This window comes from Brevundimonas balnearis (assembly GCF_042434805.1).
GTDB classification, from domain to species: domain Bacteria; phylum Pseudomonadota; class Alphaproteobacteria; order Caulobacterales; family Caulobacteraceae; genus Brevundimonas; species Brevundimonas balnearis.
The window spans coordinates 606,863-631,796 of sequence record NZ_JBHLSW010000003.1 but is presented as its reverse complement, the minus strand read 5'-3'; the positions used below and the strand labels follow the sequence as shown (position 1 = coordinate 631,796).

Genomic DNA, 24,934 nt, shown 5'->3' with positions numbered 1-24,934 from the left:
CCGGTCGGACATCGGCGGCCATCTGGACGTCGTGAGCCCCAGGCCCCAGCCTGAAACCATGGGCGATTCCCGCGATGCCTGAGGTCTATGAGTTCTTCGCCGGCGGCGGGATGGTTCGCGCCGGGCTGGGTGACGCCTGGCGCTGCGTCTTCGCCAACGACATCGATCCCAAGAAGGCCGAGACCTATCGCGCCAACTGGGGCGACGGCGCGGAGCTGCATGTCGGGGACATCCACGGGATCGAGGTGGCGCGGCTGCCCGGCGTGGCGGACCTGATGTGGGGGTCGTTTCCCTGTCAGGACCTGTCTCTGGCCGGAGCGGGCGCGGGGCTGGCGGGGCAGCGATCGGGCGCCTTTCACGGCTTCTGGCGACTCGTGGACGGGCTGATCGGCGAGGGCCGCGCGCCCCGGATCGTGGCGGTCGAGAACGTCTGCGGGACCCTGACCTCGCGCGGCGGCGCGGATTTCGGGGTGATCTGCCGCGCCTTCGTCGACAGCGGCTATCGCGTCGGGGCCCTGGTCATCAACGCTGACCTGTTCGTGCCGCAGAGCCGCCCGCGCCTGTTCGTCATCGGCGTGCGGGAGGACGCCGACTGGCGGATGGCGGACGCCGGCGGGCCTGAAGCGCCGTTTCACACCCCGGCTCTGGTCAGGGCCGTCGCGGGCTTGCCCCAGTCTCTGCGCGAGCGGATGGCGTGGTGGCGCGTGGCGCCGCCCTCCGACCCTGTCGCTCCGCTGGTCGAGTTGATCGAAGAGGTGCGGGAGCCCGCGCTCTGGCACAGCCAGGCCCGCACCAAGGCGATCCTCGACCTGATGGCGCCGTCACACCTCGAGCAGGTCCGCGCGGCTTTGGCGAAGCCTCAGCGCACGGTGGGGGCGGTGTATCGCCGAACCCGTCCCGACGGGCGAGGCGGACGGATACAGCGGGCCGAGGTGCGCTTCGACGGACGCGCCGGCTGCCTGCGCACTCCGGCCGGCGGTTCGAGTCGCCAGGTCCTGATGGTGGTGGAGCAGCAGCGGGTGCGGACGCGGCTGATGACCCCGCGCGAGACGGCGCGGCTGATGGGACTGGGCGACGACTTCGTGCTGCCGAGGAGCGCCACGGACGCCTACCATGTCACGGGCGATGGCGTGGCGGTCCCGGTGGTGCGGCATCTCGCCCGGGCCCTCTTCGAGCCGCTGCTGAAGGCGCGCCTGAGGCTGAAGGCGGCCTGACCGCCACCCCGCTTGCAAGTGCGAACGGCTTGCAATAAAGCGACGCTCCGTCGTTTTGCGAGTCAATCTCATGAGCCTTCTTGTCACGGTCGCCGCATCCGCCTTGCTGGGCGTGGGAGCCTTGGATCCCGGGGGTCCGGAGGCGACGCAGGTGGCTCCGATCGTCGTGACCGGAGAGCAACGCGGCTATCTGGCGGTCAACACCATCACCGCGACCAAGACGGACACGCCCCTGATCGACGTGCCCCAGAGCGTGACCGTCGTCACGCGCCGCCAGATTCAGGATCAGGCGATGGACAGCCTGGGCGACGTGCTGCGGTATGTGCCCGGCGTCACCGTCGGTCAGGGGGAGGGCAACCGCGACCAGATCACCCTGCGCGGCCAGAACACCACCGCCGACTTCTTCATCGACGGGGTGCGGGACGACGTCCAGTACTACCGGCCGCTCTACAACCTGGAGCGGGTCGAGGTGCTGCGAGGGCCGTACGCGCTGATCTTCGGCCGGGGCGGCGGCGGCGGCATCATCAACCGCGTGCAGAAGGCTCCGAGCGCCGACGCGGCCTTCGGCGGCGGACGGGTCTTCGCCGACAGCTTCGGCGGCTACGGCGTCTGGGCCGACGTGAACCGGCCGCTGAACGACGCCACGGCGCTGCGCCTGAACATGATGGCCGAGCGGAGCGAGAGCTTCCGCGACTTCGTCGAGGGCGAGCGCTTCGCCATCAACCCCTACCTCGCCGCGGAGATCGCGCCGGGTTGGAACGCCGGCCTGTCCTACGAATACATCGACGACGAACGCACGACGGACCGGGGCGTGCCGTCGTTCCAGGGACGTCCCCTGGAAGGTTACGACGAACGCTTCTTCGGCGTGCCGGGCGCCAACGTCACGACGCTGAAGGCCCACATCGCCAAGCTGCGGGTCGAGGGGCGGCTCAGCGACGCGCTCAGCCTGAACGCCACCCTCGTCGGCGCCGACTACGACAAGCTCTACGCCAACGTCTTCCCCGGCGGGCCGGCGACGTCGCCCACGGGCGAGGTGCCGCTGGCCAACTATCTGGACACCACCGACCGCCGCAACTGGCTGTTCCAGTCCAACCTGATCTGGGAACACCTTGGCGGTCCGATCGAGCATCGGGTGATGGTCGGCTTCGAGTACGGCGACCAGGAGACCGATGGCTTGCGCCTGAACGGCGTGCTGTCCGCGCCGACGCTCAGCCTCAGCAACCCGGTCTACCCGACGGTGGAGTTCACCACCCCCTCGCGTGAGACCACCAGCCGGGTGCGCACCACCTCGGTCTACGCCCAGGACCAGATCGGCCTGGGGCGCCATGTCGACCTGATCCTCGGGCTGCGATGGGACCGGTTCGACATCGAGGGCGTCGACTTCCTGCCGAACCCGGATCGCCCGTTCGCCCGGGTCGACGAGGAGGTCTCTCCGCGGGTCGGACTGGTCTACAAGCCGGTCGAGACCGCGTCCCTCTACGCCAGCTACAGCCGGTCCTTCCTGCCCCGCTCGGGGGAGCAGTTCGGCTCGCTGACGCCGACCACCCAGAACCTTGAGCCGGAAGAGTTCGAGAACGTGGAGGTCGGCGCCAAGTGGGACGTGTCTCCGCTGTTCAGCCTGACCGCCGCCCTGTTCGAGCTCCGCCGCACCAACGCCACGACGCCCGATCCGGCGGACCCGACCGTTACGATCAATGTCGGCGAGACGGTGACCCGGGGATTGGAGCTCGGCGTCGCGGGGCGGATCACGGAGCGCTGGACCGTGTCGGGCGGCTACGCCTGGCAAGACGCGCATCTGGAGGGCAACGATCTGATCGACCTTGCCCAGACCCCGAAGACCAGCATCGCCCTCTGGAACCGGTTCGAGGTCAATGAGCGGCTGGGCCTCGGCCTCGGCGTGACCCATCAGTCCGACCAGTGGGCGGCGATCCGGACCACGGCCGCCACCACGCGCCTGCCGGGCTTCACCCGGGTCGACGCGGCGGTCTTCTATGCGCTGACGCCGAGCGTCGATGTGCAGTTGAACGTCGAGAACCTGCTGGACGAGGACTACTGGGCCGATGCGCACAACAACAACAATCTAACCCCGGGCGCGCCCCTGAACGCGCGGCTCACCCTCGCCGCGAGGTTCTGACGCCGCCCGCGACCCCCGCCAGCGTTGCGACCCGTTCTCAGCGCTGGTAGGGCCTTATCTTCGAAGGAGACCTCCATGACCCTGCGCCTCACCCACCTCGCCGCGGCCGCCGTGACCGCGCTCGTGCTCGCGGCCTGCGGACAGAACACCGAGCAGGCGGCCCCGGCCGACGCCGGGGTGGTGAACGTCTATTCCGCTCGCCACTACGACGCCGACGAGGCGCTGTATGAGCGGTTCACCGAGGAGACGGGCATTCGCGTCAATGTGGTCGAGGGCAATCCCGACCAGCTGATCGCGCGGATGCAGGCCGAGGGCCAGGCCAGCCCGGCCGACGTCTTCGTGGCCGCCGACGCCGGCGCTCTGTGGCGGGCCCAGAACGCGGGGCTGTTCCAGCCGACGACGTCGGACACCATCAACGGCCGCATACCCGCGAACCTGCGCGCGCCGAACGGCGAGTGGTTCGGCTTCGCCCGCCGCGCCCGCATCGTCGCCTATGATCCGGCGCGGGTGCGGCCCGAAGAGATCGACACCTATGAGGAGATCGCCTCGCCGCGCTTCCGGGGCCGGCTGTGCGTCCGCTCGTCGGACAGCGTCTACAACCTGTCGCTGGTCGGGGCGCTGATCGAGGCCTGGGGTCCGGAACGGGCGCGTCAGTGGGTCGAGGGCGTGGTCGCCAACATGGCCCGTCCGCCCGAGGGCGGCGACCGCGACCAGATCCGCGCCGTCGCGGCGGGCGTGTGCGAGATCGCCCTGACCAACAGCTACTATTTCATCCGCATGGCCAACGGCGAGGCGGCCGATCAGGAGGTGACCGGCAAGCTGCGTCTGTCGTTCCCGTCGCTGAACGGGCAGGGGGCGCATGTGAACGTGTCGGGCGGCGGGGTGACGGCTAATGCGCCGAACCGCGACAACGCCGTCCGCCTGCTGGAATTCCTGTCGTCGCCGGAGTCCCAGACGCTGGTGTCGCGGATGAACAACGAGTTCCCCGCCAGCCCCGACGTGCCCGCCCCCGCGCCGGTCGACGCCTATGCCGACTTCCAGGCCAATCCGATGGCGGTCTCGACCTATGGCCCGCGTCAGGCCGAGGCGCAGTCGATGATGAGCGCGGCGGGCTGGCGATAAGCGACCTCGCCCTCACCGGCCCGGCGCGCCGCGCGCTCGGGGAGTGGCTGGCCTCGCCGCTGACGTGGCTGGGCCTGCTGGTCACGCTCGCGCTGCTTCTGCCGCTGGGCGGCGTGGTCGCGGCGGCGCTGAGGCCGGGCGCCGCGGACATCGCGGCGGCGGACGTGGCGCGCTATGCGGCGACCTCTGCCGCGCTGGTCGTGCTGGTCGCGGTCATCGCCGGGGGTTTGGGGGCCGTCGCCGCCTGGCTGGTGGCGATGCACCGGTTCCCGGGGCGGGGGCTGTTCACCTGGGCGCTGGCCCTGCCGCTGGCGGCGCCCGCCTTCGCCGTGGCCTATGGCTATGCGGATCTGCTGGACGTGGCGGGCCCGTTCCGGACCTTCCTGAGGGCGGAGGCGGGATTTGATCTGCCGCTGTCCCTGCGATCCTTGTGGGGCGCGGCGTTGGTGCTCGGGCTGGCCTTCTATCCCTACACCTATCTGACGCTGCGCGCGGCTTTGGAAGCCCAGGCGGCGCAGGCCGTTGAGGCGGCGCGCACGCTGGGCGCGGGGCCGTGGCGCGCCTTCGCCGGCGTCGCCCTGCCGATGGCCTGGCCGGCGTTGGCGGCGGGGCTGTCGCTGACGGTGATGGAGACGCTGGCGGACTACGGCGCGGTGCAGTTCCTGAACGTCCAGACCCTGACCACCGGCGTGGTGCGGGCCTGGTCGGTCTATGGCTCGCCGGCCGCCGCCGCCCGCTTCGCCCTGCCGCTTCTGGCGACCGCCGCCCTGCTGATCTGGATCGAGCGGGCGTCGCGGGGCAAGCGCCGCTACGGGCGGGCAGGGCAGCGGCCGTTCCAGCCCGCGCGGCTGACGGGTCTCGCGGCGCTCGCGGCGACCCTGTTCTGCACCCTGCTCCTGGCCTTCGCCCTGCTGATCCCGGCGACCTGGCTGTTCCTCTCGGCCCTGGAGATCGAGCCGGCGTGGAGCCGGCTGGTCCCGGCGGCGGTCCGCACCCTGACGCTCGGCGTCGGCGGCGCGGCGGCGACGGTGCTGCTGGCGACGCTGCTGGCCCTGACGCTGGCGAGGCTGGGACCGGTCGGGCGTGCGGTCAGCCTGGGCTATGCGACGCCGGGCGCCGTGATGGCGATCGGCCTGCTTGCCCCCGCGGCCGTGGTCTGGAGCGTCGCGCCGGGGGCGGCGTCGGGCTTCGGCTGGGGCGTGGCGCTCCTGATCTACGCCTACGCAGCCCGACTGGCCGCCGCCGCGCTCGAGCCGGTCGAGGCTGGCTTGCTGCGGGCCACCCCCTCGATGGTGGGGGCCGCGCGCCTCCTCGGCCGCAGCGAGACGGCGGCCGCCTTCGGAGTGCGCCTGCCCGCCGCGCGCGGGGCCGTCTTCACCGCCCTGATCATCGTCTTCGTCGACGTGCTGAAGGAACTGCCGGCGACCCTGATCCTCCGGCCCTTCGACTTCGACACCCTGGCGGTGCTGGCGTCGAACTACGCCCAGGACGAGCGGCTGGCGCAGGCGGGGCCGCCGTCGCTGATGATCATCCTTCTGGCCTTGCCGGGCGTGATGTGGCTTAGCCGTCGCGTGGCCGCCGGACGGCCGGGACCGACCTAGTGACCGCCGAGCCCCTGATCTGCGAAGACCTGACGCGCCGTTTCGGACGACGCACCGCCGTGGACGGCGTCAGCCTGCGGCTGGAGCCTGGGCGCATCACGGCGCTGCTGGGGCCGTCCGGCTGCGGCAAGAGCACGCTTCTGCGGATGATCGCCGGGCTGGAGCCGCTGGACGGCGGCGTCATTCGCCACGGCGAGACCCTGATCGCTTCGACGCGCCGCGCCGTTCCGCCCGAGCGGCGACGCATCGGGCTGGTGTTCCAGGACCATGCGCTGTTTCCCCATCTGAGCGTCATCGACAATGTGGCGTTCGGCTTGGCGCATCTGCCGCGCGCGGCGCGCCGCGAACAGGCCGCGCACTGGCTGGAGCGGGTCGGCATCGGCGACCGTGGCGGGGACTGGCCGCATCAGCTCTCGGGCGGACAGCAGCAGCGCGTCGCGCTCGCGCGGGCGCTGGCGCCCGAACCGCGCGCGATCCTGCTGGACGAGCCCTTCTCCAGCCTCGACGCCTACCTCCGGGCCGAGGTGCGCGAGGACCTGGCCCGTACGCTGAAGGCCGCCGGGGTCGCCGCCCTGATCGTCACCCACGACGCCCGCGACGCCATGCTGATGGCCGACGACCTCATACTGATGGATCAGGGCAGGGTCTTGCAGGCGGGCTCGCCAGAGGACTGCTACGCGCGCCCTGTGTCGCTTTCGGCGGCGCGCCTGCTGGGCGATGTCGAGGTGGCGATGGGCGACCGTGCCGGCGGGCGGGTGCTCACGCCCTGGGGCGAGGTGGCGTCCGACGGTCCGGAGGGTCCCGCCCATGTGATGTTCCGCCCCGAGGCGTTGAGCTTGTCTGCCGACGGACTGGAGGCTGCGGTCGTGTCTGTCGCCTACGCCGGCGATCAGGCCGAGGTGGATGTAGAGAGGCAGGGCGCGCGCGCGACGCTGCTGGCCGCGCCGGGCGCGGTGCGTGTCGGGGACGCGGTTCGGGTCAGGCTGGATGTCGCCCGCGCCGTCACCCTGGACTGATCAGGCCGCGCCCCGTCCGACGCCGGAGTAGCGGAACCCCCGCGCGGCCATGTCCTCCGGGCGGTAGATGTTCCTGAGATCGACGAGCACGGGCTGCGCCATCAGTCCCTTCAGCCGGTCCAGGTCCAGGGCCCGGAACGGGTCCCATTCGGTGACGATGACGACGGCGTCGGCGCCCTGGGCGGCGTCGTAGGCGTCCGCCTTCATCTCCACGCCGTCCAGCATCTTGGCGGCCTCGTGCATGCCCTCGGGGTCGAAAGCCTGGACCCGGGCGCCGGACGCAATGAGGGCCTTGGCGATATCGAGGCTGGGGGCGTCGCGCATGTCGTCGGTATTGGGCTTGAAGGTCAGACCCAGCAGGGCGACGGTCTTGCCCTTCACCGCCTCGCCCAGCGCCGCCTCGACGCGGCCGGCCATGGCCTTCTTGCGGCTGTCGTTGACCTCCACCGTCGTCTCGATCAGGCGGGTCGGGGCGCCGTACTGCTGGGCCGTCCGGACCAGGGCGATGGTGTCCTTCGGAAAGCAGCTGCCGCCGTAGCCCGGCCCGGCGTGCAGGAACTTGGCGCCGATGCGCTTGTCCAGGCCGATACCGCGAGCGACCTGCTGCACGTCGGCGCCCACCGCCTCGCACAGGTCCGCCATCTCGTTGATGAAGGTGATCTTCATGGCCAGGAAGGCGTTGGCCGCATACTTGATCAGCTCCGAGGTGCGGCGCCCGACGAAGAGCAATGGGCTCTCGTTCAGGTTCAGCGGGCGGTAGAGCTCGTTCATGACGGCCTTCGCGCGCCGGCCGGTCTCGCTGTCGATGTCATTGACGCCCACCACCACCCGGTCGGGACGCTTGAAGTCGCCGATCGCCGCGCCCTCGCGCAGGAACTCCGGATTGGACACCACCGCGAACCGGGCGTCCGGGTTCACGCGACGGATGATGGCCTCGACCTCGTCGCCTGTGCCGACCGGGACGGTCGATTTGGTGACGACGACGGTGAAGCCCTGAATCAGACCCGCGATCTCTTCGGCCGCGGCGTAGACGTAGGACAGGTCCGCATGGCCGTCCCCACGCCGGGACGGCGTGCCGACGGCTATGAACACCGCGTCGGCCTCGCGGATCGCCTCGGCGCCCTCGAGCGTGAAGAACAGTCGACCCTCGCGCACGTTACGCGCCACCAGATCGTCCAGCCCCGGCTCGAAGATCGGGATTTCGCCCCGCTCCAGGCGCTCGATCTTGGAAGGGTCCTTGTCGATGCACGTCACGACATGGCCGAAGTCCGCGAAACAGGCTCCGGACACCAGCCCTACATAGCCGGTCCCGATCATCGCGACGCGCATGGTGAATATCCCCCGGTGACGCCTGTTTCCTTAGAGGCGCGTCCCGATCTCGACAACTCTCGACGCCCCCGTCCGCGCGCGCGGCGCCTCAACCGTGACCGCGCTGCACAATTCCTCCCTTCGTCCGCCGACTACGGTCCAGTCTCGAGTGAGAGCCTGAGCCACGACTCAATCGGAATCGCCAGGCGATTCCACTCAAGCCGATCAGGCTCTAGCGTCAGGCCGTGAGTCGGGGCGCAGCACGGCCGCGACGCGGAGCCTCAGGTCGATGTTGAACGCGCCCTTGCCGCCCTGGCCGAGCTACACGCCGGAAGAGGTCGAGGCCGTGGCCGACGTGCTGCGGTCCAACCGGGTGAACTACTGGACCGGTGAACTGTGCCGGAGGTTCGAGCACGCCTTCGCCGACTGGGTCGGCGTCCGCCACGCCGTGGCGCTGGCCAACGGAACGATCGCCCTGGATCTGGCGCTGAAGGGCCTTGGCATCGGACCGGGCCACGAGGTGGTGACGACGCCGCGCACCTTCGTCGCCTCGGCGTCCTCGATCCTCATGACTGGGGCGAGGCCGGTCTTCGCCGACGTGGATGCGGACAGCCAGAACATCACCGCCGACACGATCCGAGCCGTGCTGACGGAGCGAACCCGGGCCGTCATCTGCGTCCATCTGGGCGGGATGCCGTGCGATATGGACCCGATCCTGGCCCTGGCGGCCGAGCGCGGGCTGAAGGTGATCGAGGACTGCGCCCAAGCCCATGGGGCGCGCTATCGCGGTCGATCGGTCGGCTCCATCGGGCATGTGGGCGCGTGGTCGTTCTGCCAGGACAAGATCATGACCACCGGCGGCGAGGGCGGCATGATCACGACCGACGACGCGGCGCTGTGGGCTCGCGTCTGGTCGCTGAAGGATCACGGCAAGAGCTGGGAGGCTATGTACGAGCGCCCCCACCCGCCCGGCCCTCGGCTGGTCCACGACCATGTCGGCGGCAACGGCCGCATGATCGAGATGCAGGCGGCGATCGGGCTGATCCAGCTGGACCGCATGCCGGCGTGGACGGCGCGCCGCGCCGCGCTGGCGGAGCGGCTGCGCGCGGCCGTCGAGCCTCTGTCGCTGTTTCGGGTTCCCCCGGTGAGCGAGGGCGTGACCCATGCCTGGTACCGGTTCTACGCCTTCGTGCGACCGGAGCGGTTGGCCGAGGGCTGGACCCGCGATCGCCTCATCGAGGAGATCAACGCCAGGGGCGGCTTCTGCGTCCATGGTTCGGCGCCGGAAATCTATCTGGAGGGCGCGTTCGAGGGCGCGCGGCCCGCGGGGCGCCTGCCGACGGCGCGCGCGCTGGGGGAGACGTCGCTGGCGTTCCTGACCCATCCGACCATCACGGACGACGACATGGATCGGGTATGCGCGGCCGTGGTCGAGGCGGCCGGAGCCGCGACGAACGCTGGGACCCGTTGAACGCGGTCGGGGAACGTGGATGATCCCTGGCCGAAATGAACCCGAACCGAGGCTTGGCCGTTTGCGGCGCATGATCCGAACCGCTTTCATCCTGTCGATCTGCCTGGCCGCGCCCCTCGCGCTCGGCGGCTGCGCCGCCATGCGCTCCGCCGGCGAGGGGGCCAGCACGGTGCGGGAGGGTTTCGTGGACGCCGCCGCGGCGCCGCTCGAAGACCTGAACCTGCGTCGCGACGAGATCCCGACCGTCCTGCTCCAGGCCGAGGCCGCGCCTTATGACACCCGCAACCTGACCCGCTGCGCCAGCATCGCGGCGGAGGTCCGGCGGCTGGACGACGCGCTGGGCCCGGACGCGGACGAACAGCCGGCGCCGGACGGCCGATTGATGAGCGAGCGGGCCTCGGACGCCGCCGCCGACGCGACGCTCGAGGCCATTCGCGACACCGCCACGGACTTCATCCCGCTGCGCAGCTGGGTGCGGCGTCTCAGCGGCGCCGAGGCGCACAGCCGCGAGGTTCAGGCGGCGATCCAGGCCGGTCGCCTGCGCCGGGCGTATCTGAAGGGCGTCGGCATGCAGCGGAACTGCGCGCCGCCGGCGGCGCCCAGCTGGTTCCAGCCGGAGCGCCGGCGGCGGGGCTAGGCGCCCTGGCGGGCGTGGAAATCGGCGCGAAAGGCGTCGAAGCGGCCTTGGGCGATCGCTGTGCGCATGGCGCCCGTCAGCGCCTGATAGAAGGCGATGTTGTGCCACGTCAGCAGCGTCTTCCCCAGGATCTCGTCGGCCCGGATCAGGTGGTGCAGATAGGCCCGCGAATAGTCGCGGCTGGCGGGGCACGGGACGGCCTCGTCCAGCGGCGCGTCATCCTCGGCGAAGCGGGCGTTCTTCAGATTGATCGGCCCGGACCAGGTCCAGGCCTGGCCGTGACGCCCCGCGCGGGTCGGCAGCACGCAGTCGAACATGTCCAGCCCGCGCCAGACCGCCTCTACCAGATCGATCGGCTTGCCGACGCCCATCAGATAGCGCGGCCGGTCCTGCGGCAGCATGGCGGGGGCGTAGTCCAGCACCTCGCACATCGCCTGGTGCCCCTCGCCGACCGCCAGCCCGCCGATGGCGTAGCCGTCGAAGCCGATCTCGATCAGCCGCTCGGCGGACTCGCGACGCAGGTCCTCGAAGGTCGAACCCTGCTGGATGCCGAATAGCGCCTGAGCCTCCCGGGCGCCGAACGCCGCCTTGGACCGGGCGCCCCAGCGGGCCGACAGCTTCATGGCCGCGTCCGCCCGGTCGCGCTCGGCGGGCCAGGACACGCATTCGTCCAGCTGCATGACGATATCCGAGCCCAGCCGATCGGCCTGGATCTCGATCGAGCGCTCCGGCGTCAGCACGTGCTTGGAGCCGTCGATGTGGCTGGAGAAGGTCACGGCCTCCTCGGTCACCCTGGAGATGCCCGACAGGCTCATCACCTGGAACCCGCCGGAGTCCGTCAGGATCGGCCTGTCCCAGCGCATGAAGCGATGCAGCCCGCCCAGCCGCTGTATCCGCTCCGGCCCCGGGCGGAGCATGAGGTGGTAGGTGTTCCCCAGGATGATGTCGGCGCCGGTCTGGGCCACCTGATCTACCGTCAGCGCCTTGACCGTGGCGGCGGTGCCCACGGGCATGAAGGCGGGGGTGCGGATCTCGCCGCGCGGCGTGGAGATCACGCCGGTGCGGGCGCGGCCGTCGGTGGCGTGAAGCGTGAATTCGAGACCCATTAGGCGCTCCTGAACAGCAGGGAGCCGTCGCCGTAGGAATAGAAGCGATAGCCGCGTCCCACCGCGTGGGCGTAGGCGGCCTTCATCGTCTCCAGCCCGCAGAAGGCGCTGACCAGCATGAACAGCGTCGACCTCGGCAGGTGGAAGTTGGTCATCAGCACGTCGGCGGCCCGGAAACGATAGCCGGGCGTGATGAAGATCGCCGTGTCTCCGTGGAAGGGGCGGATCACGCCGTCCGCGCCGGTCGCGCTTTCCAGCAGGCGCAGCGAGGTGGTGCCGACGCAGACGATGCGGCCTCCGGCGGCGCGCGCCGCGTTCAGGGCGTCCGCGGTCTCGGGCGAGACCTCACCCCATTCGCTGTGCATGCGGTGGTCGGCGACGTCATCGGCCTTGACCGGCAGGAAGGTGCCCGCGCCCACGTGCAGCGTCACGGCATGGGTCGAGACGCCCCGCGCCTTCAGCGCCTCCAACAGCCCGGGCGTGAAGTGCAGGCCCGCCGTGGGAGCGGCGACGGAGCCGTCGTGGGTGGCGAAGACGGTCTGATAGTCCTCATCGTCCCGCGCGTCTTCCGGTCGGCGCGCGGCGATGTAGGGCGGCAGCGGCATGTGACCGACGGCGCGGATCGCGTCGTCCAGCGCGGGTCCCTGAAGGTCGAAGTCCAGGTCGACCAGGCCGTCCTCGCCCTTGGCCGCGACGGTCGCCGTCAGGGTCTCGAAGCGCACCGTGTCGCCGACCTTCAGCCGCTTGCCGGGCTTCATGAACGCCGACCAGCCGCTTGGCCCGCGCCGCTGGTGCAGCGTCGCCTCGACCTCCACGGTCAGGCCGTCGCGCTCGCGCACCCCGTCCATGCGGGCGGGGATCACCCGCGTGTCATTGAACACCAGGGCGTCGCCGGGCTGGAGCAGGTCCGGAAGGTCGCGCACGACCCGGTCCGACAGGCACCCGTCGCGCACCACCAGCAGGCGGGCGCTGTCGCGGGGCTCGGCCGGGCGCAGCGCGATCCGGTCCTCCGGCAGGTCGAAATCGAAGTCGGCGGTCTTCATCGGGCCGCGCTAAGGGCACGGCGCCGGCCGGGGGTCAAGACAATGACAACGGCCGCGTCCCTCGAGGAAACGCGGCCGCATCAGTCGATCCGTCGGGAGGGGTCAGGATCGATAGTGCTGGATGCGGGTCGTGCGCAGACCCTGCATGCCCCATTTGTCGATGGCCTTCTGCCAGGCGAGGAACTCCTCGGCCGTCAGCCGATAGCGGGCCAGCGCGTCCTCCAGCGACAGCAGCCCGCCGCGCACGGCGGCCACCACCTCGGCCTTGCGGCGGATGACCCAGCGGTCGGTGTTCGGCGGCGGGAGGTCCGCCATCGTCAGAGGCGTGCCCGTCGGTCCGACCACGTACTGTTCGCCTTTGCTGTTCAGGCGTCGCTCTTGCAGCATGGGCTTTTGCCTCATTCACCACCACCGTATGGATCGTGAACGTAGCGGTGTCCGCCTAAGGGCCGTTTAAGCGTCGTGGTGAAGGAACGCCTAAGCCGACGCCTCGGGCGAAGCGAAAGCTTCATTCTGGTTGCGCGACGATTCATGGAGATGAAGTCGGAGTTACTCACCGATCAGCGTTTGATGCGGATGAGTTCTTCAAGCATCTCGTCCGCCGTCGTGATGATTTTGGACGACGCCGAATAGGCGCGCTGGGTCGTGATCAGGCCGGTGAACTCGGACGACAGGTCGACGGTCGAGGCCTCCAGTTGAGAGGCGGCGATGGCCCCGGCTCCGCCCGCGCCCGGGGTCTTCAGATTGAAGGTGCCGGAGCTCTGGCTGACCTGGTAGGCGTTGCCGCCCTGCTGGATCAGGTTGTCCGGGCTGGGGAAGGTGGCGATGGCGACCTGGGCGATGCGGCGGGTCACGCCGTTGTCGAAGATGGCCGTGACGAAGCCCTGGTTGTCGATCTCGATCTCGCTGAGGTTGCCGAAGGCGGTGCCGTTGGTCAGCGTGGCCTGGACGATCGAGGCGCTGTCGTACTGGGTCAGGCCGCCCGCCGCGGCGGCGAGGTCGAACGAGATGTCCTGGGCGGCGATGCCGAGTCCAGAGGCCCAGCGGACGCCGGTGGTGTCGGTCGAGGCGCCGATCGAGATGGTGGTGTCGCCCGCCGCGTAGTCGAAGAGCCAGCCGGGGCCCGAAGCGGACGTGGCGGCCGCCGCCATGCCGTCGGTGTCCAGACGTCCGCTCGGCGTGAAGGCGATCACGCCGGACTGGATCAGCCCGTTGGCGGCCGCCGGCTCGATGTCGGCGGGGTCGGCCGAGCGGATTTCGACGTACCACTCGTTCGGCTGGTCGCTCTTCAGCAGGGACATGATCACGTTGCGCTGTCCGCCCTTGGAGTCGGAGACGGGCACCGAGATCTCGAAGTCGGGAATGAAGGTCCCGTCAGCCATGGCCCCGGCCACATAGGTCCCGATGGCCGGGTTGGCGGGGTTGGCCTCCTGGCTGGACATCAGGTTGGCGTTCAACTGCACGCGGGTCGTCGGCTCCGCCGCGCCGCCGACAGAGCCGACGTTGATCGAGCCCAGACGCGAGAGGTCGGAAGGGTCGTAATCGACGTTGCCGTCGGCATCGACCGGCCAGCCCTGGAGGTAGAGGCCGGCCGAGTTCTTGAGGTAGCCGAGGTTGTCGATCTGGAACGCGCCCGCCCGCGTGAACAGGCGACTGTCTGTGCGGCCGATGTCCTCGGGCCGCTCGGTCACGACGAAGAAGCCCTGCCCGTCGATCGCGAGGTCCGTACCCGACGTGGTGCGCTGCAGCTGGCCCAGCTGGCTGGTGTAGTGCCGGGCCGTCGCCAGCACCCCGCCCGCGGAATAGCCGGTGCCGCGGGTCTGGCTGTTGACGACCGTCTGGAACTCCGCCGCACTGCGCTTGTAGCCGACGGTGTTCACGTTCGCGATGTTCTGAGAGATCGCGGCGAGGGCGGAGGAGTTGGCCGTCAGGCCCGAAACCCCCGCCAGCATGGCGCTGTTGATGCTCATCCGATGGACTCCTTACGAGAAGATCAGGCGTCGTCCTGAGGCGCGCTCAGGGCGATCACGGTGTTGACGGGAAGGATGGAGGCGCCGACGACGAGGTAGGGCTCGCCGTCGTACATCTCGACGCCGCTGACGCGGCCGGTGGTCAGGACCTGGGCGTCGACGGTCTGGCCCGAGGCGGTCTTGGCGGAGACCCTCAGCGAGTAGACGCCGCCGTCCGACGCCTGGCCGCCCGCCGTGGTCCTGCCGTCCCAGGTGAAGCCGTGCAGGCCGCTCTCGGTCTCCGGCGCAGGTCCGGACCAGACCACGCGGCCGGAGCCGTCCAGAACCTCCAGCGTGGTGTTCGAGGCGTCGGCGGCGAGCTCGTAGCTCCAGTTGGCGGCGCCGTCCTCTAGGCGGGTGGCGGACCAGGCCGCCGTCACGTCCTGTCCGAGATAGTTGGCGGCTCCGCCTATGCCCTGCTGGTTCTGGTCGAGCAGGCTGGTGAGCAGGTCGTTGGTCAGCAACTGCTGCTCCACGCCGGCCATCTGGGTCAGCTGGGCGGTGAACTCGTTGGAGTCGAGCGGCGACAGGGGGTCCTGGTTCTTCAACTGCGCGGTCAGCAGCTGAAGGAAGGTCTCGAAGTTGGAGACCAGGCTGGTGCGGCCGGAAGACACCCGACTGGCGGCGTCGCTCGTGGTGACGGCGTCAACCATTGATCAGACCCTCAGATCGACGCCGCGCGGCGTCATGGATGATTGGTAGGCGGGCGGCGCGTCGATCTCGGCGGCCAGTTCGACGGCGCCCGCGAAGGCGCGGGACCCGCGACGGTCGAAGCGCTGAGAGCCGTCGCCGTCACGGCGCTCGGTGAATTCCAGGGCGTCGCGCGCCAGCTGAAGTCCGGCGGACTCCAGTTCGCGCCGCAGCTGGTCCGCCTGGCCGCGCAGCTCGGCGGCGGCGGCGGGATTGTCGAAGGCCAGACGGGCGACCAGCGAGCCTTCGGCGTCGATCTCAAGACTGACGTCGACGCGTCCGAGATCCTCCGGCGTCAGCGCGACCTCGAAGCGGGTCGCGTTCCCCTCGATGCGGCGCAGTATCTGCGCCGAGATCTGGGCGATGGCGTTGAGGCGGCCGTGCAGGCCGGGGTCCGCCACGCGGGCGTCCGGCGCGTGAACGTCGCCTGGAGCGCTGCTTTCGCCGTCGAGCGAACCGCTCGCGGCGGCCTCATCGGCTGATGTCTCGAGCGCGGCCGGGTCGAGCGGCGATGCGGCCTCGACCGGGGCCTGGGCCCGCTGGCCGTCGATCGCGCCGGGGGCGGATCCGGCCGGGCCGGCGGGACCGGCGGAAGGCGCCGCGACGGCGTTCGCGAGCGAGGCCGTCTCACCCATACCGGCGGATGACGAACCCTGCGCGGCCCGGCGCACGGACGGTCGCTTGTCGTCTGCAGACAGCGCTTCGGACGCACGATCCGCGCCCTTGGTCGAAAGCGCGCCGAGCGACGCCGCGTCGGCGGAGCGACGACCCGTCGGGGCCGTCGACGCCACGACCGAAGACAAGCCGGCGCCAGGCGAGATCGGGGTCGCGGGGCGGGGCGTCTCCTCGAGCGTCTGAAGGGCGGCCGCCTCGGCCGGCCCGTCCGTGGGGAGCGCCTGGGTCCGGGGCGCCTGGGCCAGGGCTTCCGGAGCCGGCTGGCCGGGCGCGCCTGTCCCAGCCGGCGTGACGGATGCGGCGGGGGCGGGACGCGGCTCAGGCGCCGGCCGCGGTCCCACCTGCGTCTGGCTGGCGAGAGCGCCGTCGCCGGCCTGGTCGAGCGCGACGGTGTCGGCCAGGGACGTCGAGATGGGATCGGGTGTCTCTTCCGCGTCCGCGATCGACGACTTCACCCCGCCGGAGACGGGGGTCTCGATCGGCGCTGTCGCCTGCGCGACTGGAGCGGCCGGCGCCGTCGCCTCCGCGAAGGCCGCGGGGGAGGCGCGCCCAGGGACGGACGGCTTTCCGGGAGGGGCCGACGGCGCGGCGGAAGCGCGAGCCGCGGGCGCGACCTGCGTCGGCCCGCCGACCGTCCCCCCGACCAGCGCGCCGACGTTCAGCGATCCGGTCTGGGCCGCGAGCGCCGAGGCGAAGGCGCCGGCCGCGCCCTCGGCGTCCGCAGACGCCGTCGCCCACGCGCCGGGCGGTCCGGCGCCGGGAAGCAGGGTCTGTAGGGCGAAGGCGACGTCGGACATGACGCGGTTGAACCGTCAGGCAAGGGGAAGGCGCCTGCTGCGCCGCGATGTTCGAGCCCTCCACGCAAGGCGCGGGCCATGGCTAACCCGTTGAAAACATGAAGGCCGTTTCAGCTCGCCCGGCAGCGTTGGTCCGGGCCTTGGTCTTTTTTGCCGCGCTGGGGCGGGCACGGCGGCCGTGGCCCGCCGCTTGCCTCTCGACGTTCAGGGTTCGCGAGGTTTCTGGCCCATGCGTAATGAATTCAAGATGTTGGCGCGGTCCAGCCTGGCCGCAGCCCGGCAAGATCCGCCGTGCGCCGCGCAACGCCTGCCGGGCGGAGCTGTCTGATGTCGCTCAGCCTCATCATGAACACCTCGACGAGCGGCATGATGGCCGCTCAGACCCAGCTGCGGGTGGTTTCGGACAACGTCGCCAACGTCAACACGCCCGGCTACGTCCGCAAGATCGCGGACCAGGTGTCGGTGACGACCCAGGGGATCGGCACGGGCGCCGACATCGCGCGCGTCCGGCTGGCGACCGACAAGTTCCTACAGGCCGCGTCTCTGAACGCCAGTTCTGAGGCGGCGCGGCAGGGCGTGCGCTACGAACTCTACGACCGTATCCAGTCCCTGTTCGGCGACCCGGGCGGCACGTCGAGCTTCTTCGCCCAGGTGGACGACGTGTTCGCCGCCTTCACCAGCCTGGCGGAAGAGCCGACCTCCACGCCACGTCGGCAGGACGCGCTGTACAAGGCCCAGGCTGTGTTCGACGAGGCCTCGCGCATCTCGACCCAGATCCAGGCCGCGCGCGCGGACGCCGACCAGCGGCTCCACGGGGCGGTGGACGAGGTCAACGACCTGCTGAAGCAGATCGAGGCGCTGAACGACGAGATCGCCAAGTCCAAGGCGGTCAGCGGCGACGCCTCCGGCGCGGAGAGCGCCCAGGCCGCCCTGCTGGGCCAGCTGGGCGAGCTGATGGACATCCGCATCTCGGTGCGGGACCTGGGCGGGGTGACGGTCCGCACGGGCGCGGGGACGGTGCTGGCGGGACAGGGCTACGCCACGCTGGAGTACGGCTATTCCGGCGACATCCAGCCGGAGACGACCTTCGGCGACATCTACATTACTGAGCCGCGTGGGGTGCGACGCACCCTTATGGACGACCTGAACTCGGGCGAGATGAAGGGTCTGATCGAGCTCAGGGACTCCGACGCCCCGGCGGCGGCGGAGCGGCTCGCCGAACTGATGTCGAAGGTGGCGGACGAGCTGAACCGGGCGCACAACGCCAACACCGCCGCGCCGCCGCCGAAGACGCTCACCGGCAAGAACGTCGGCCAGACCTTCGAAAGCGCGATCGCGGGCTTCACCGGCGCTTCGAGCGTGGTCGTGACCAACGGCTCCGGGGTCGTCCAGGCGAGGGCGGACATCGTCTTCTCGGGTGGCACGATGACGGTCAACGGCGTCGCCGCGACCCCCGCGACCTTCCTGGCGACGCTGAACGCCCAGCTGGGCGGAGCCGCCACGGCGAGCTTCACCAACGGCGCGCTGACGCTCGAGGCCGCCGGCGCCAACGGCGTCGCGGTGGTCGATGACGCCACGACGCCGTCGAACAAGGTCGGGCGAGGCTTCTCGCACTTCTTCGGCCTGAACGACCTGGTCAGCACGACCGCGCCCTCGGTCTACGACACCGGCCTGACGTCGGCCTCGGCTCACGGCTTCCCGGCGGGCGAGACGATCACCTTCCGCTTCAACGCCGAGAACGGCGCCCTGCTGAGGGACGTCGAGGTGTCGATCCCGGCCGGCGGCGACATGGCCAGCCTGCTCGCCCAGCTGAACAGCCCGGTGACCGGCGTGGGGCGGTTCGGCAGCTTCAGCCTTGACGCCAACGGCGCGCTCAGCTTCACGCCGCAGCCCGGCGCGAGTTACCGGCTCTCGGTCGCCCAGGACCGGACCGAACAGGTCCCGTCGGGGGTCTCGCTGTCCGCCCTTTTCGGCATCGGCGGCGGGACGCGGGCGTCGCGCGCGGACAGCTTTTCCGTCCGTGCCGACATCCTGAGGAATCCCGCCTCGCTGGCGCTCGCGGAGATGGATCCGGCGGCGGGCGTGGGCGCCCTCGCGGTCAGCGCCGGGGACGGACGCGGGGCCCAGCGGCTGTCCCAGGCCAGCCAGAACAACATCCGCTTCGATGCGGCGGGCGGCTCGGTCGGCGGGGTGCTGTCGGTCTCCCGCTACGCCTCGGAGCTGTCGGGGGACATCGGCGGTCGCGCCGCCTCGATGAAGCGGCAGAGCGAGGCGGCGGCCGCCGTCTTCGACGAGGCAAAGTCCCGTCAGGTGGCCCAGGAGGGCGTGAACCTGGACGAGGAGCTGGTGCTGCTGACGACCTATCAACAGGCCTTCAACGCTTCAGCGCGGATGATCCAGGCCGCGCGTGAGATGTACGACACGCTTCTGGGGATGGTGTGATGAGCCGCGTTTCGACCTACGGCAACTATCAGTCGGCCCTGCTGGACCTGATGGCGGCGCAGCAGCGCCAGCTCGAGGCCAACCAGCGCGTGTCCAGCCAGAAGGTGGCGACGAACCTGGAGGGGTTCGGGCGCGGCGCGGAGACCCTCACCGCCCTGAAGTCGGCGGAGGCGCGGGTGCAGGGCTTCATCGACACCGCCGAGGCGACCGCCGCCCGGCTGACGGCGCAGGATCTGGCGATGGAGCGCATCGGCGACGGCGTTCTGGGCGCGCGCGAGGCGATCGCCAACGCCCTGGCGTCTGGCCGATTGGAGGGGCTGATGCAGGAGATGCAGACCTACTTCCAGATCACCCAGGACGGTCTCAACTCCAAGCACCAGGGGCGCTATCTGTTCTCGGGCGGATCGGTGAACACCGCGCCCGTGAACACCGCCACGCTATCGGACCTCACGGTCGTGCCGGCGGCGGCCGACGCCTTCGACAACGACACCCTGCGCACCCAGTCGCGCCTGGACGAGGGCACCGCCATCCAGACCAACTTCCTGGCGGACGAACTGGGGCTCGAGAGCTTCGAGATCTTCCGAGACATCCAGGCCTACCACGAGGCGACACCCCTCACGGGTCAGACCGACGCCACGGTTGAGACCTTCCTGAAGGACGTCATGTCGCGCCTCGACGCCGCCTATGAAGGCCTCACCAACCACGCGGCGCGCAACGGCGGCATCCAGAACCGGGTGGACCAGATCCTGAAGGGACAACAGGATCAGCTCGACGCCCTGAACGAGCTGGTGGGCAAGCGCACCGATGCGGACATGGCCAAGGCGATCACCGACCTCGAGGCGGCCCAGATCGCGATCCAGGCCTCGGCGCAGGTGATCTCCGGACTGCGCGACACTTCGCTGCTGAACTTCCTGCGCTGATCGCCGCGCTCGCCACGGCTCCGCTGGACGCCTGATCCAGACTGGAACATAAAGCGAACATGGCCCAGTTGGATTTGCGTCAGAAACTGTCGATCCTCGCCGACGCGGCGAAGTACGACGCCTCCTGCGCCTCGTCGGGGGCCAGCAAGCGGAATTCGGTCGGCGGCAAGGGCGTCGGTTCGACCGAAGGCATGGGCATCTGCCACGCCTATACGCCGGACGGGCGCTGCGTCAGCCTGCTGAAGATCCTGCTGACGAACCTGTGCATCTACGACTGCGCCTATTGCATCAACCGGGCCAGCTCGAACGTGCGGCGGGCGCGGTTCACGGTGGATGAGGTCGTCGACCTGACCCTCGCCTTCTACAAGCGGAACTATATCGAGGGGCTGTTCCTGTCGTCGGGCATCATCCGCTCCGGCGACTACACCATGGAGCAACTGGTCGAGGTGGCCAGGAAGCTGCGCGAGGAGCACGACTTTCGCGGCTATATCCACCTCAAGCTGATCCCCGAGGCCGATCCGAAGCTGGTGGAGCTGGCGGGCCTATACGCGGACCGGCTGTCGGCGAACATCGAGCTGCCCCGCGAGGAGGCGCTGGAGCGGTTCGCGCCGCAGAAGGACCTGCGGGTCATCAAGTCGGCGATGGGACGGGTCCGACTGAAGTCGCTGGAGGCGAAGCCGGACAGGCGTGCGAAGGCGAAACCGCCGAAGTTCGCGCCCGCCGGCCAAAGCACCCAGCTTATCGTCGGCGCCGACGGCGCGCCCGACGCGGAGATCCTGGAGCGCAGCGCGTCGCTGTATGGCGGCTATGGCCTGCGCCGCGTCTACTACTCCGCCTTCAGCCCCATCCCGGACGCCAGCGCCGCGCTGCCGCTGTCAAAGCCGCCGCTGATGCGGGAGCATCGGCTCTACCAGGCGGACTGGCTGATGCGGTTCTACGGCTTCTCCGCGCCGGAGATCGCCGAGGCGTCGCCCGGCGGGATGCTGGACCTGGCGATCGATCCGAAACTGGCGTGGGCGCTGGGCCGGCGCGACCTGTTCCCCGTCGATGTGAACCGGGCGGATCGGGAAATGCTGCTGAGGGTGCCGGGCCTTGGGGTGAAGTCGGTCAATCGCATCATCCAGGTGCGCCGCTGGCGGACCCTGCGACTGGAGGACGTCGCGCGCCTGACCCGGTCGCTGGACAAGGTGCGGCCCTTCATCGCCGCGCTGGACTGGACGCCCGGCGGCCTGACCGACGCGACCGACCTGCGCGCCCGGATCGCGCCCGGGCCCGCGCCGGAACAGCTGAGCCTGTTCTGATGCGGCGCGTCGTGCTGGCTCACGAGACGGACTTCGACGGCTGGCGCGAGGCCGCGCGGTCCCTGCGCGCTCAGGGTGTCAGGCCCGGCGAGGTGAGCTTCTCCGTCGGCTCGGGCGGGCAGGGCGGGCTGTTCGACGACGTCGCCGCGCCGTCAGGGGAGCCGCCTGCGACCTTCGCCACGCCGCGCGCCTTCGTCGATCTGGCGAAAGAGGTAGTGCTCCACCGGTCCGGCGATCGCTTCGATCTCATGTACCGGCTGCTGTGGCGGCTGAAGGACGAACCGGATCTGATGCGCGTGGTCTCCGACCGGGACGTCGCGGACGCCTTCGAGCGCGCCAAGAACGTCTCGCGCGCCAGCCACAAGATGAAGGCCTTCGTCCGCTTCCGCCGGGTCGAGTCCGAGGCGGGAGAGGCCTGGATCGCCTGGTTCGAGCCGGCGCACCGGGTGGTGGAGAAGACCGCGCCCTTCTTCGCGCGGCGCTTCACCAATCTGGACTGGACGATCCTGACGCCCGACGGCTCCGCGCGGTGGGACGGCGCGGCGCTGAGCTTCGGGCCGGCCGCCACCGCCGATATGGCGCCCCGGGACGACGAGGTGGAGGACTTCTGGCGCACCTACTACGCCTCGACCTTCAATCCGGCGCGGCTGCGGACGAAGGCTATGCAGGGCGAGATGCCCAAGCGTTACTGGAAGAACCTGCCGGAGGCCTCGCTGATCCCGGAACTGGTGGCGCGGTCGTCGGTTCGGACCGAGGAAATGGTCTGCGCCCCCGCGCCCGAACCCAACGCCAAGCTGGCGCGCGCCGTGCCCGCCCCCGCGCGCGGCCCCGACCCGTCCGACCGCGCCCCCGAGACCATCGATGGGCTCGCGGCCGCCGTTCAGGGATGCCGCCGCTGCCCCCTGTGGCGGGACGCGACCCAAGGGGTGGCGGGCGAGGGGCCGGCGGCGGCGCGCCTGATGATCGTGGGCGAGCAGCCGGGCGACCAGGAGGATCTGGCCGGTCAGCCTTTCGTGGGACCGGCGGGCAAGGTGCTTGACGGCGCGCTTCAGGAGGCCGGCATCGACCGGCGCGACGTCTACGTGACCAATGCGGTCAAGCACTTCAAACACGAGCCGACCGGCAAGCGGCGTCTGCACAAGACCCCCAACGCCGGAGAGGTGACCGCCTGTCGCTGGTGGCTGGATCATGAGCGGCGGCTGGTGAAGCCACGGGTGGTTCTGGCCTTGGGCGCCACGGCCGGCCTGGCGGTGCTCGGGCGCAAGCCGGCGGTTCAGAGGGAGCGCGGCGCGCCGATCGCTCTGCAGGACGGCGGCGTGGCGATGTTGACGGTGCATCCCTCCTATCTGCTGCGGTTGCCGGACGCTGAAGGTAAGGCGCGAGAGCGCGCCGCCTTCGTGGAGGACCTGCGACGAGCCAAGGCGCTGCTCGACGCGGCCGGGTGAACCTTCGCCATTCTTGCGCTTTTCTCCTTGTGCGTCGCAAACTTGCGATAGGCATGCGCCGCCGCGACGCTAAGGTGGGGGCATGAGGCCAGCCGATTTCGAGATCGCGGACGCCGGTGAAGACGCCGTGCGCCTTCGCCTGATCGGCGACTGGACGACCGGGTCGCTGGGTCGCGCCGCCGCGCGACTGGACGCGGCCACCCACGGCCGCGCGGTCGAGGCCGTGGATATCTCCGACATGGGTCGGCTCGACACGGCAGGGGCCCTGGTTCTGGTTCAGGCCTCCCACTTCACCATCGCGCCCGAGACATGGGCGGAGCGTCCGGAGGCCGGGCGCGTCTACGCCATGGTCGAGCGTCTGGAGCGCCAGACCGCGCCGCCGCCGAAACGGCCCGACGCCGTCACCCGGACGTTCGCCAAGATCGGCCACGGCGTGATCGACGCGGGCCACGAGGCCCTACTGTCGCTCGCTTTTCTCGGACGCCTGATCGTGGCGGTGGGCCGCGCCGCCGTACGACCGGACAAGATCCGCTGGCCCGCCTGGTTCAGCCAGGCCGACCGGGCGGGCCTGGACGCCCTGCCCATCGTGGTCGTCACCAGCTTCTTCATCGGGGCGGTCGTGGCGTTCCTGGGGGCCGACCTGCTGGCGGACTTCGGCGCGGCGGTGTTCACCGTCGAGCTGATCGCCGTGGCTGTGCTGCGCGAGTTCGCGGTGGTGATCACGGCGGTGCTCCTGGCCGGTCGCTCGGCCTCCGCCTTCGCCGCCGAGGTCGGGGCGATGCGGATGAACCAGGAGGTCGACGCGATGGAGGTGATGGGCGTCAACCCGTTCCAGGCGCTGGTCATCCCCCGTCTGGCCGCGCTGCTGCTGATGCTGCCGCTCCTGACCTTCGCGGCGATGGTGGCGGGCCTGTTCGGCGGCATGCTGGTGTGCTGGAGCCAGCTGAACCTGGGGCCGGCCTTCTATCTGGACCGCATCTCCAACACGCCGGACGTGGCGAACCATCTCGTGGTGGGCCTGTCCAAGGCGCCGGTTTTCGCCCTGGTGGTGGCCGCGATCGGCTGCCGGCAGGGCATGGCGGTGGCCGGAGACGTGGAGAGCCTGGGGCAGCGCGTGACGGCGGCGGTCGTGCAGGCGATCTTCGCCATCATCTTCCTGGACGCCGTGTTCGCGCTCCTGTTCCTGGAGTTGAACTATTGACCCGGTCGGCGGCGAGCGAGGCCCCAGAAACACCCGAGGTCCTGATCGAGGTCCGCGGTCTGCTGAGCCAGTTCGGCGAGCGGACCATCCACGAGAATCTGGACCTCGACGTGCTGCGCGGCGAGGTGCTGGGCGTGGTCGGCGGGTCGGGCACGGGCAAGACCGTGCTTCTGAACTCCATCCTCGGTCTGAAGGAGCCCGAGGGCGGGACCATTCGGGTCTTCGGCCACGACGTGTCCGACATGACCTCCGCCCAGGCCGCCGAGGTCGAGCGCAGGTCGGGCGTGCTGTTCCAGGCCGGAGCGCTGTTCTCGTCGCTCAGCGTGCTCGAGAACGTCGCCTCGCCGCTGGTCGAGCATACGAAGCTGAGCCGCCGGGTGATCCGGGACATCGCGGAGATGAAGATCGCCATGGTCGGGCTGGGACCGGAGTCCCATCACCTGAAGCCGGCCGAGCTGTCGGGCGGCATGAAGAAGCGCGTCGGCCTGGCGCGCGCGCTCGCCCTGGATCCGGACCTGCTCTATCTGGACGAACCCACCGCCGGGCTCGATCCGATCGGAGCGGCCGCCTTCGACGAACTGATCCGTGGTCTGTCCGATGATCTCGGATTGACGGTTTTCATGATCACCCACGACTTGGACAGCCTATACGCCATCTGCGACAAGGTCGCCGTGCTCGCCGACAAGCGGGTCGTCGCCAAGGCGCCGGTGGCGGAGCTCGAGACATCGGACCACCCCTGGATCCGGGAATATTTCCTGGGTCCCCGCGGCCGCGCCGCGCACAAGGCCGCCTGAGGAGCGCG

The 24,934-nt window shown here is 70.4% G+C and carries 20 protein-coding genes; 13 read left to right on the top strand and 7 right to left on the bottom strand.

The annotated features are described in order from the left end of the window. Positions 1-74: 74 nt before the first annotated feature. The 5 genes from ACFFGE_RS04300 (at position 75) to ACFFGE_RS04280 (ending at position 7,087) form a co-directional block, all read left to right on the top strand. Entirely contained in the window at positions 75-1,214 is a 1,140-nt protein-coding gene (locus ACFFGE_RS04300) for a DNA cytosine methyltransferase (RefSeq protein WP_376834631.1), read from the top strand. A gap of 70 nt (positions 1,215-1,284) precedes the next feature. Next, positions 1,285-3,348, top strand: a complete 2,064-nt coding sequence (locus ACFFGE_RS04295; protein ID WP_376834629.1) for a TonB-dependent receptor — start codon at positions 1,285-1,287, stop codon at positions 3,346-3,348. Positions 3,349-3,423: 75 nt separating this feature from the next. Continuing rightward, positions 3,424-4,470, top strand: a complete 1,047-nt coding sequence (locus ACFFGE_RS04290; RefSeq protein ID WP_376834627.1) for an extracellular solute-binding protein — start codon at positions 3,424-3,426, stop codon at positions 4,468-4,470. Between the two features lie 113 nt (positions 4,471-4,583). Beyond that, positions 4,584-6,071, top strand: a complete 1,488-nt coding sequence (locus tag ACFFGE_RS04285) for an ABC transporter permease (protein ID WP_376834625.1) — start codon at positions 4,584-4,586, stop codon at positions 6,069-6,071. After that, complete coding sequence (locus ACFFGE_RS04280; RefSeq protein ID WP_376834623.1) at positions 6,071-7,087, top strand: ABC transporter ATP-binding protein; 1,017 nt, start codon at positions 6,071-6,073, stop codon at positions 7,085-7,087. Before ACFFGE_RS04285 ends, ACFFGE_RS04280 begins: the two co-directional genes overlap by 1 nt. On the opposite strand, the gene ACFFGE_RS04275 is transcribed toward ACFFGE_RS04280, so the two are convergent. After that, complete coding sequence (locus ACFFGE_RS04275; protein WP_376834621.1) at positions 7,088-8,416, bottom strand: UDP-glucose dehydrogenase family protein; 1,329 nt, start codon at positions 8,414-8,416, stop codon at positions 7,088-7,090. A gap of 283 nt (positions 8,417-8,699) precedes the next feature. Between ACFFGE_RS04275 and ACFFGE_RS04270 the strand changes: the two genes are divergently transcribed. Together ACFFGE_RS04270 and ACFFGE_RS04265 are read left to right on the top strand one after the other, a co-directional pair. Beyond that, positions 8,700-9,866: a DegT/DnrJ/EryC1/StrS family aminotransferase gene (locus tag ACFFGE_RS04270; protein WP_376834619.1), complete on the top strand. Its 1,167-nt coding sequence runs from the start codon at positions 8,700-8,702 to the stop codon at positions 9,864-9,866. 70 nt (positions 9,867-9,936) lie between these two features. Continuing rightward, the gene (locus tag ACFFGE_RS04265) at positions 9,937-10,503 is read left to right on the top strand and encodes a hypothetical protein (RefSeq protein WP_376834617.1); all 567 of its coding nucleotides are present in this window, start codon (positions 9,937-9,939) and stop codon (positions 10,501-10,503) included. Here ACFFGE_RS04265 and tgt read toward each other — a convergent pair. The 6 genes from tgt to ACFFGE_RS04235 all read right to left on the bottom strand — a co-directional run bounded on the left by tgt (position 10,500) and on the right by ACFFGE_RS04235 (position 16,823). Continuing rightward, positions 10,500-11,609, bottom strand: coding sequence for a tRNA guanosine(34) transglycosylase Tgt (gene tgt / locus ACFFGE_RS04260; RefSeq protein ID WP_376834615.1), 1,110 nt, complete (start codon positions 11,607-11,609; stop codon positions 10,500-10,502). The genes ACFFGE_RS04265 and tgt overlap by 4 nt on opposite strands. Next, positions 11,609-12,652: a tRNA preQ1(34) S-adenosylmethionine ribosyltransferase-isomerase QueA gene (gene queA, locus ACFFGE_RS04255; RefSeq protein WP_376834613.1), complete on the bottom strand. Its 1,044-nt coding sequence runs from the start codon at positions 12,650-12,652 to the stop codon at positions 11,609-11,611. The genes tgt and queA overlap by 1 nt, the downstream gene beginning before the upstream one ends. A gap of 102 nt (positions 12,653-12,754) precedes the next feature. Continuing rightward, on the bottom strand, positions 12,755-13,039 hold the full coding sequence (sciP, locus tag ACFFGE_RS04250; protein WP_376835211.1) for a CtrA inhibitor SciP: 285 nt from the start codon (positions 13,037-13,039) through the stop codon (positions 12,755-12,757). Positions 13,040-13,212: 173 nt separating this feature from the next. Next, positions 13,213-14,622, bottom strand: coding sequence for a flagellar hook-basal body complex protein (locus ACFFGE_RS04245; RefSeq protein ID WP_376834611.1), 1,410 nt, complete (start codon positions 14,620-14,622; stop codon positions 13,213-13,215). A gap of 23 nt (positions 14,623-14,645) precedes the next feature. Beyond that, a complete protein-coding gene (locus tag ACFFGE_RS04240; protein ID WP_376834609.1) occupies positions 14,646-15,314 on the bottom strand; it encodes a flagellar hook assembly protein FlgD in 669 nt (222 codons plus the stop codon). Positions 15,315-15,317: 3 nt separating this feature from the next. After that, on the bottom strand, positions 15,318-16,823 hold the full coding sequence (locus tag ACFFGE_RS04235) for a flagellar hook-length control protein FliK (protein WP_376834607.1): 1,506 nt from the start codon (positions 16,821-16,823) through the stop codon (positions 15,318-15,320). Between the two features lie 327 nt (positions 16,824-17,150). Here ACFFGE_RS04235 and flgK point away from each other — a divergent pair, with 327 nt between their 5' ends. The 6 genes from flgK (at position 17,151) to ACFFGE_RS04205 (ending at position 24,926) form a co-directional block, all read left to right on the top strand. Beyond that, positions 17,151-19,265, top strand: a complete 2,115-nt coding sequence (gene flgK / locus ACFFGE_RS04230) for a flagellar hook-associated protein FlgK (protein WP_376834605.1) — start codon at positions 17,151-17,153, stop codon at positions 19,263-19,265. Then, positions 19,265-20,185 carry a flagellin gene (locus ACFFGE_RS04225; RefSeq protein WP_376834603.1) on the top strand — a complete coding sequence of 307 codons (921 nt, stop codon included), beginning with the start codon at positions 19,265-19,267 and terminating at the stop codon, positions 20,183-20,185. Before flgK ends, ACFFGE_RS04225 begins: the two co-directional genes overlap by 1 nt. 59 nt (positions 20,186-20,244) lie before the next feature. After that, positions 20,245-21,486: a putative DNA modification/repair radical SAM protein gene (locus ACFFGE_RS04220; protein ID WP_376834601.1), complete on the top strand. Its 1,242-nt coding sequence runs from the start codon at positions 20,245-20,247 to the stop codon at positions 21,484-21,486. Next, positions 21,486-22,931 carry a UdgX family uracil-DNA binding protein gene (locus ACFFGE_RS04215; RefSeq protein WP_376834599.1) on the top strand — a complete coding sequence of 482 codons (1,446 nt, stop codon included), beginning with the start codon at positions 21,486-21,488 and terminating at the stop codon, positions 22,929-22,931. Before ACFFGE_RS04220 ends, ACFFGE_RS04215 begins: the two co-directional genes overlap by 1 nt. Positions 22,932-23,013: 82 nt before the next feature. Then, positions 23,014-24,132 carry an MlaE family ABC transporter permease gene (locus ACFFGE_RS04210; RefSeq protein WP_376834597.1) on the top strand — a complete coding sequence of 373 codons (1,119 nt, stop codon included), beginning with the start codon at positions 23,014-23,016 and terminating at the stop codon, positions 24,130-24,132. Then, positions 24,129-24,926 (top strand): ABC transporter ATP-binding protein, encoded by a 798-nt coding sequence (locus ACFFGE_RS04205; protein ID WP_376834595.1) that lies wholly within the window; start codon positions 24,129-24,131, stop codon positions 24,924-24,926. The genes ACFFGE_RS04210 and ACFFGE_RS04205 overlap by 4 nt, the downstream gene beginning before the upstream one ends. Positions 24,927-24,934: the final 8 nt, after the last annotated feature.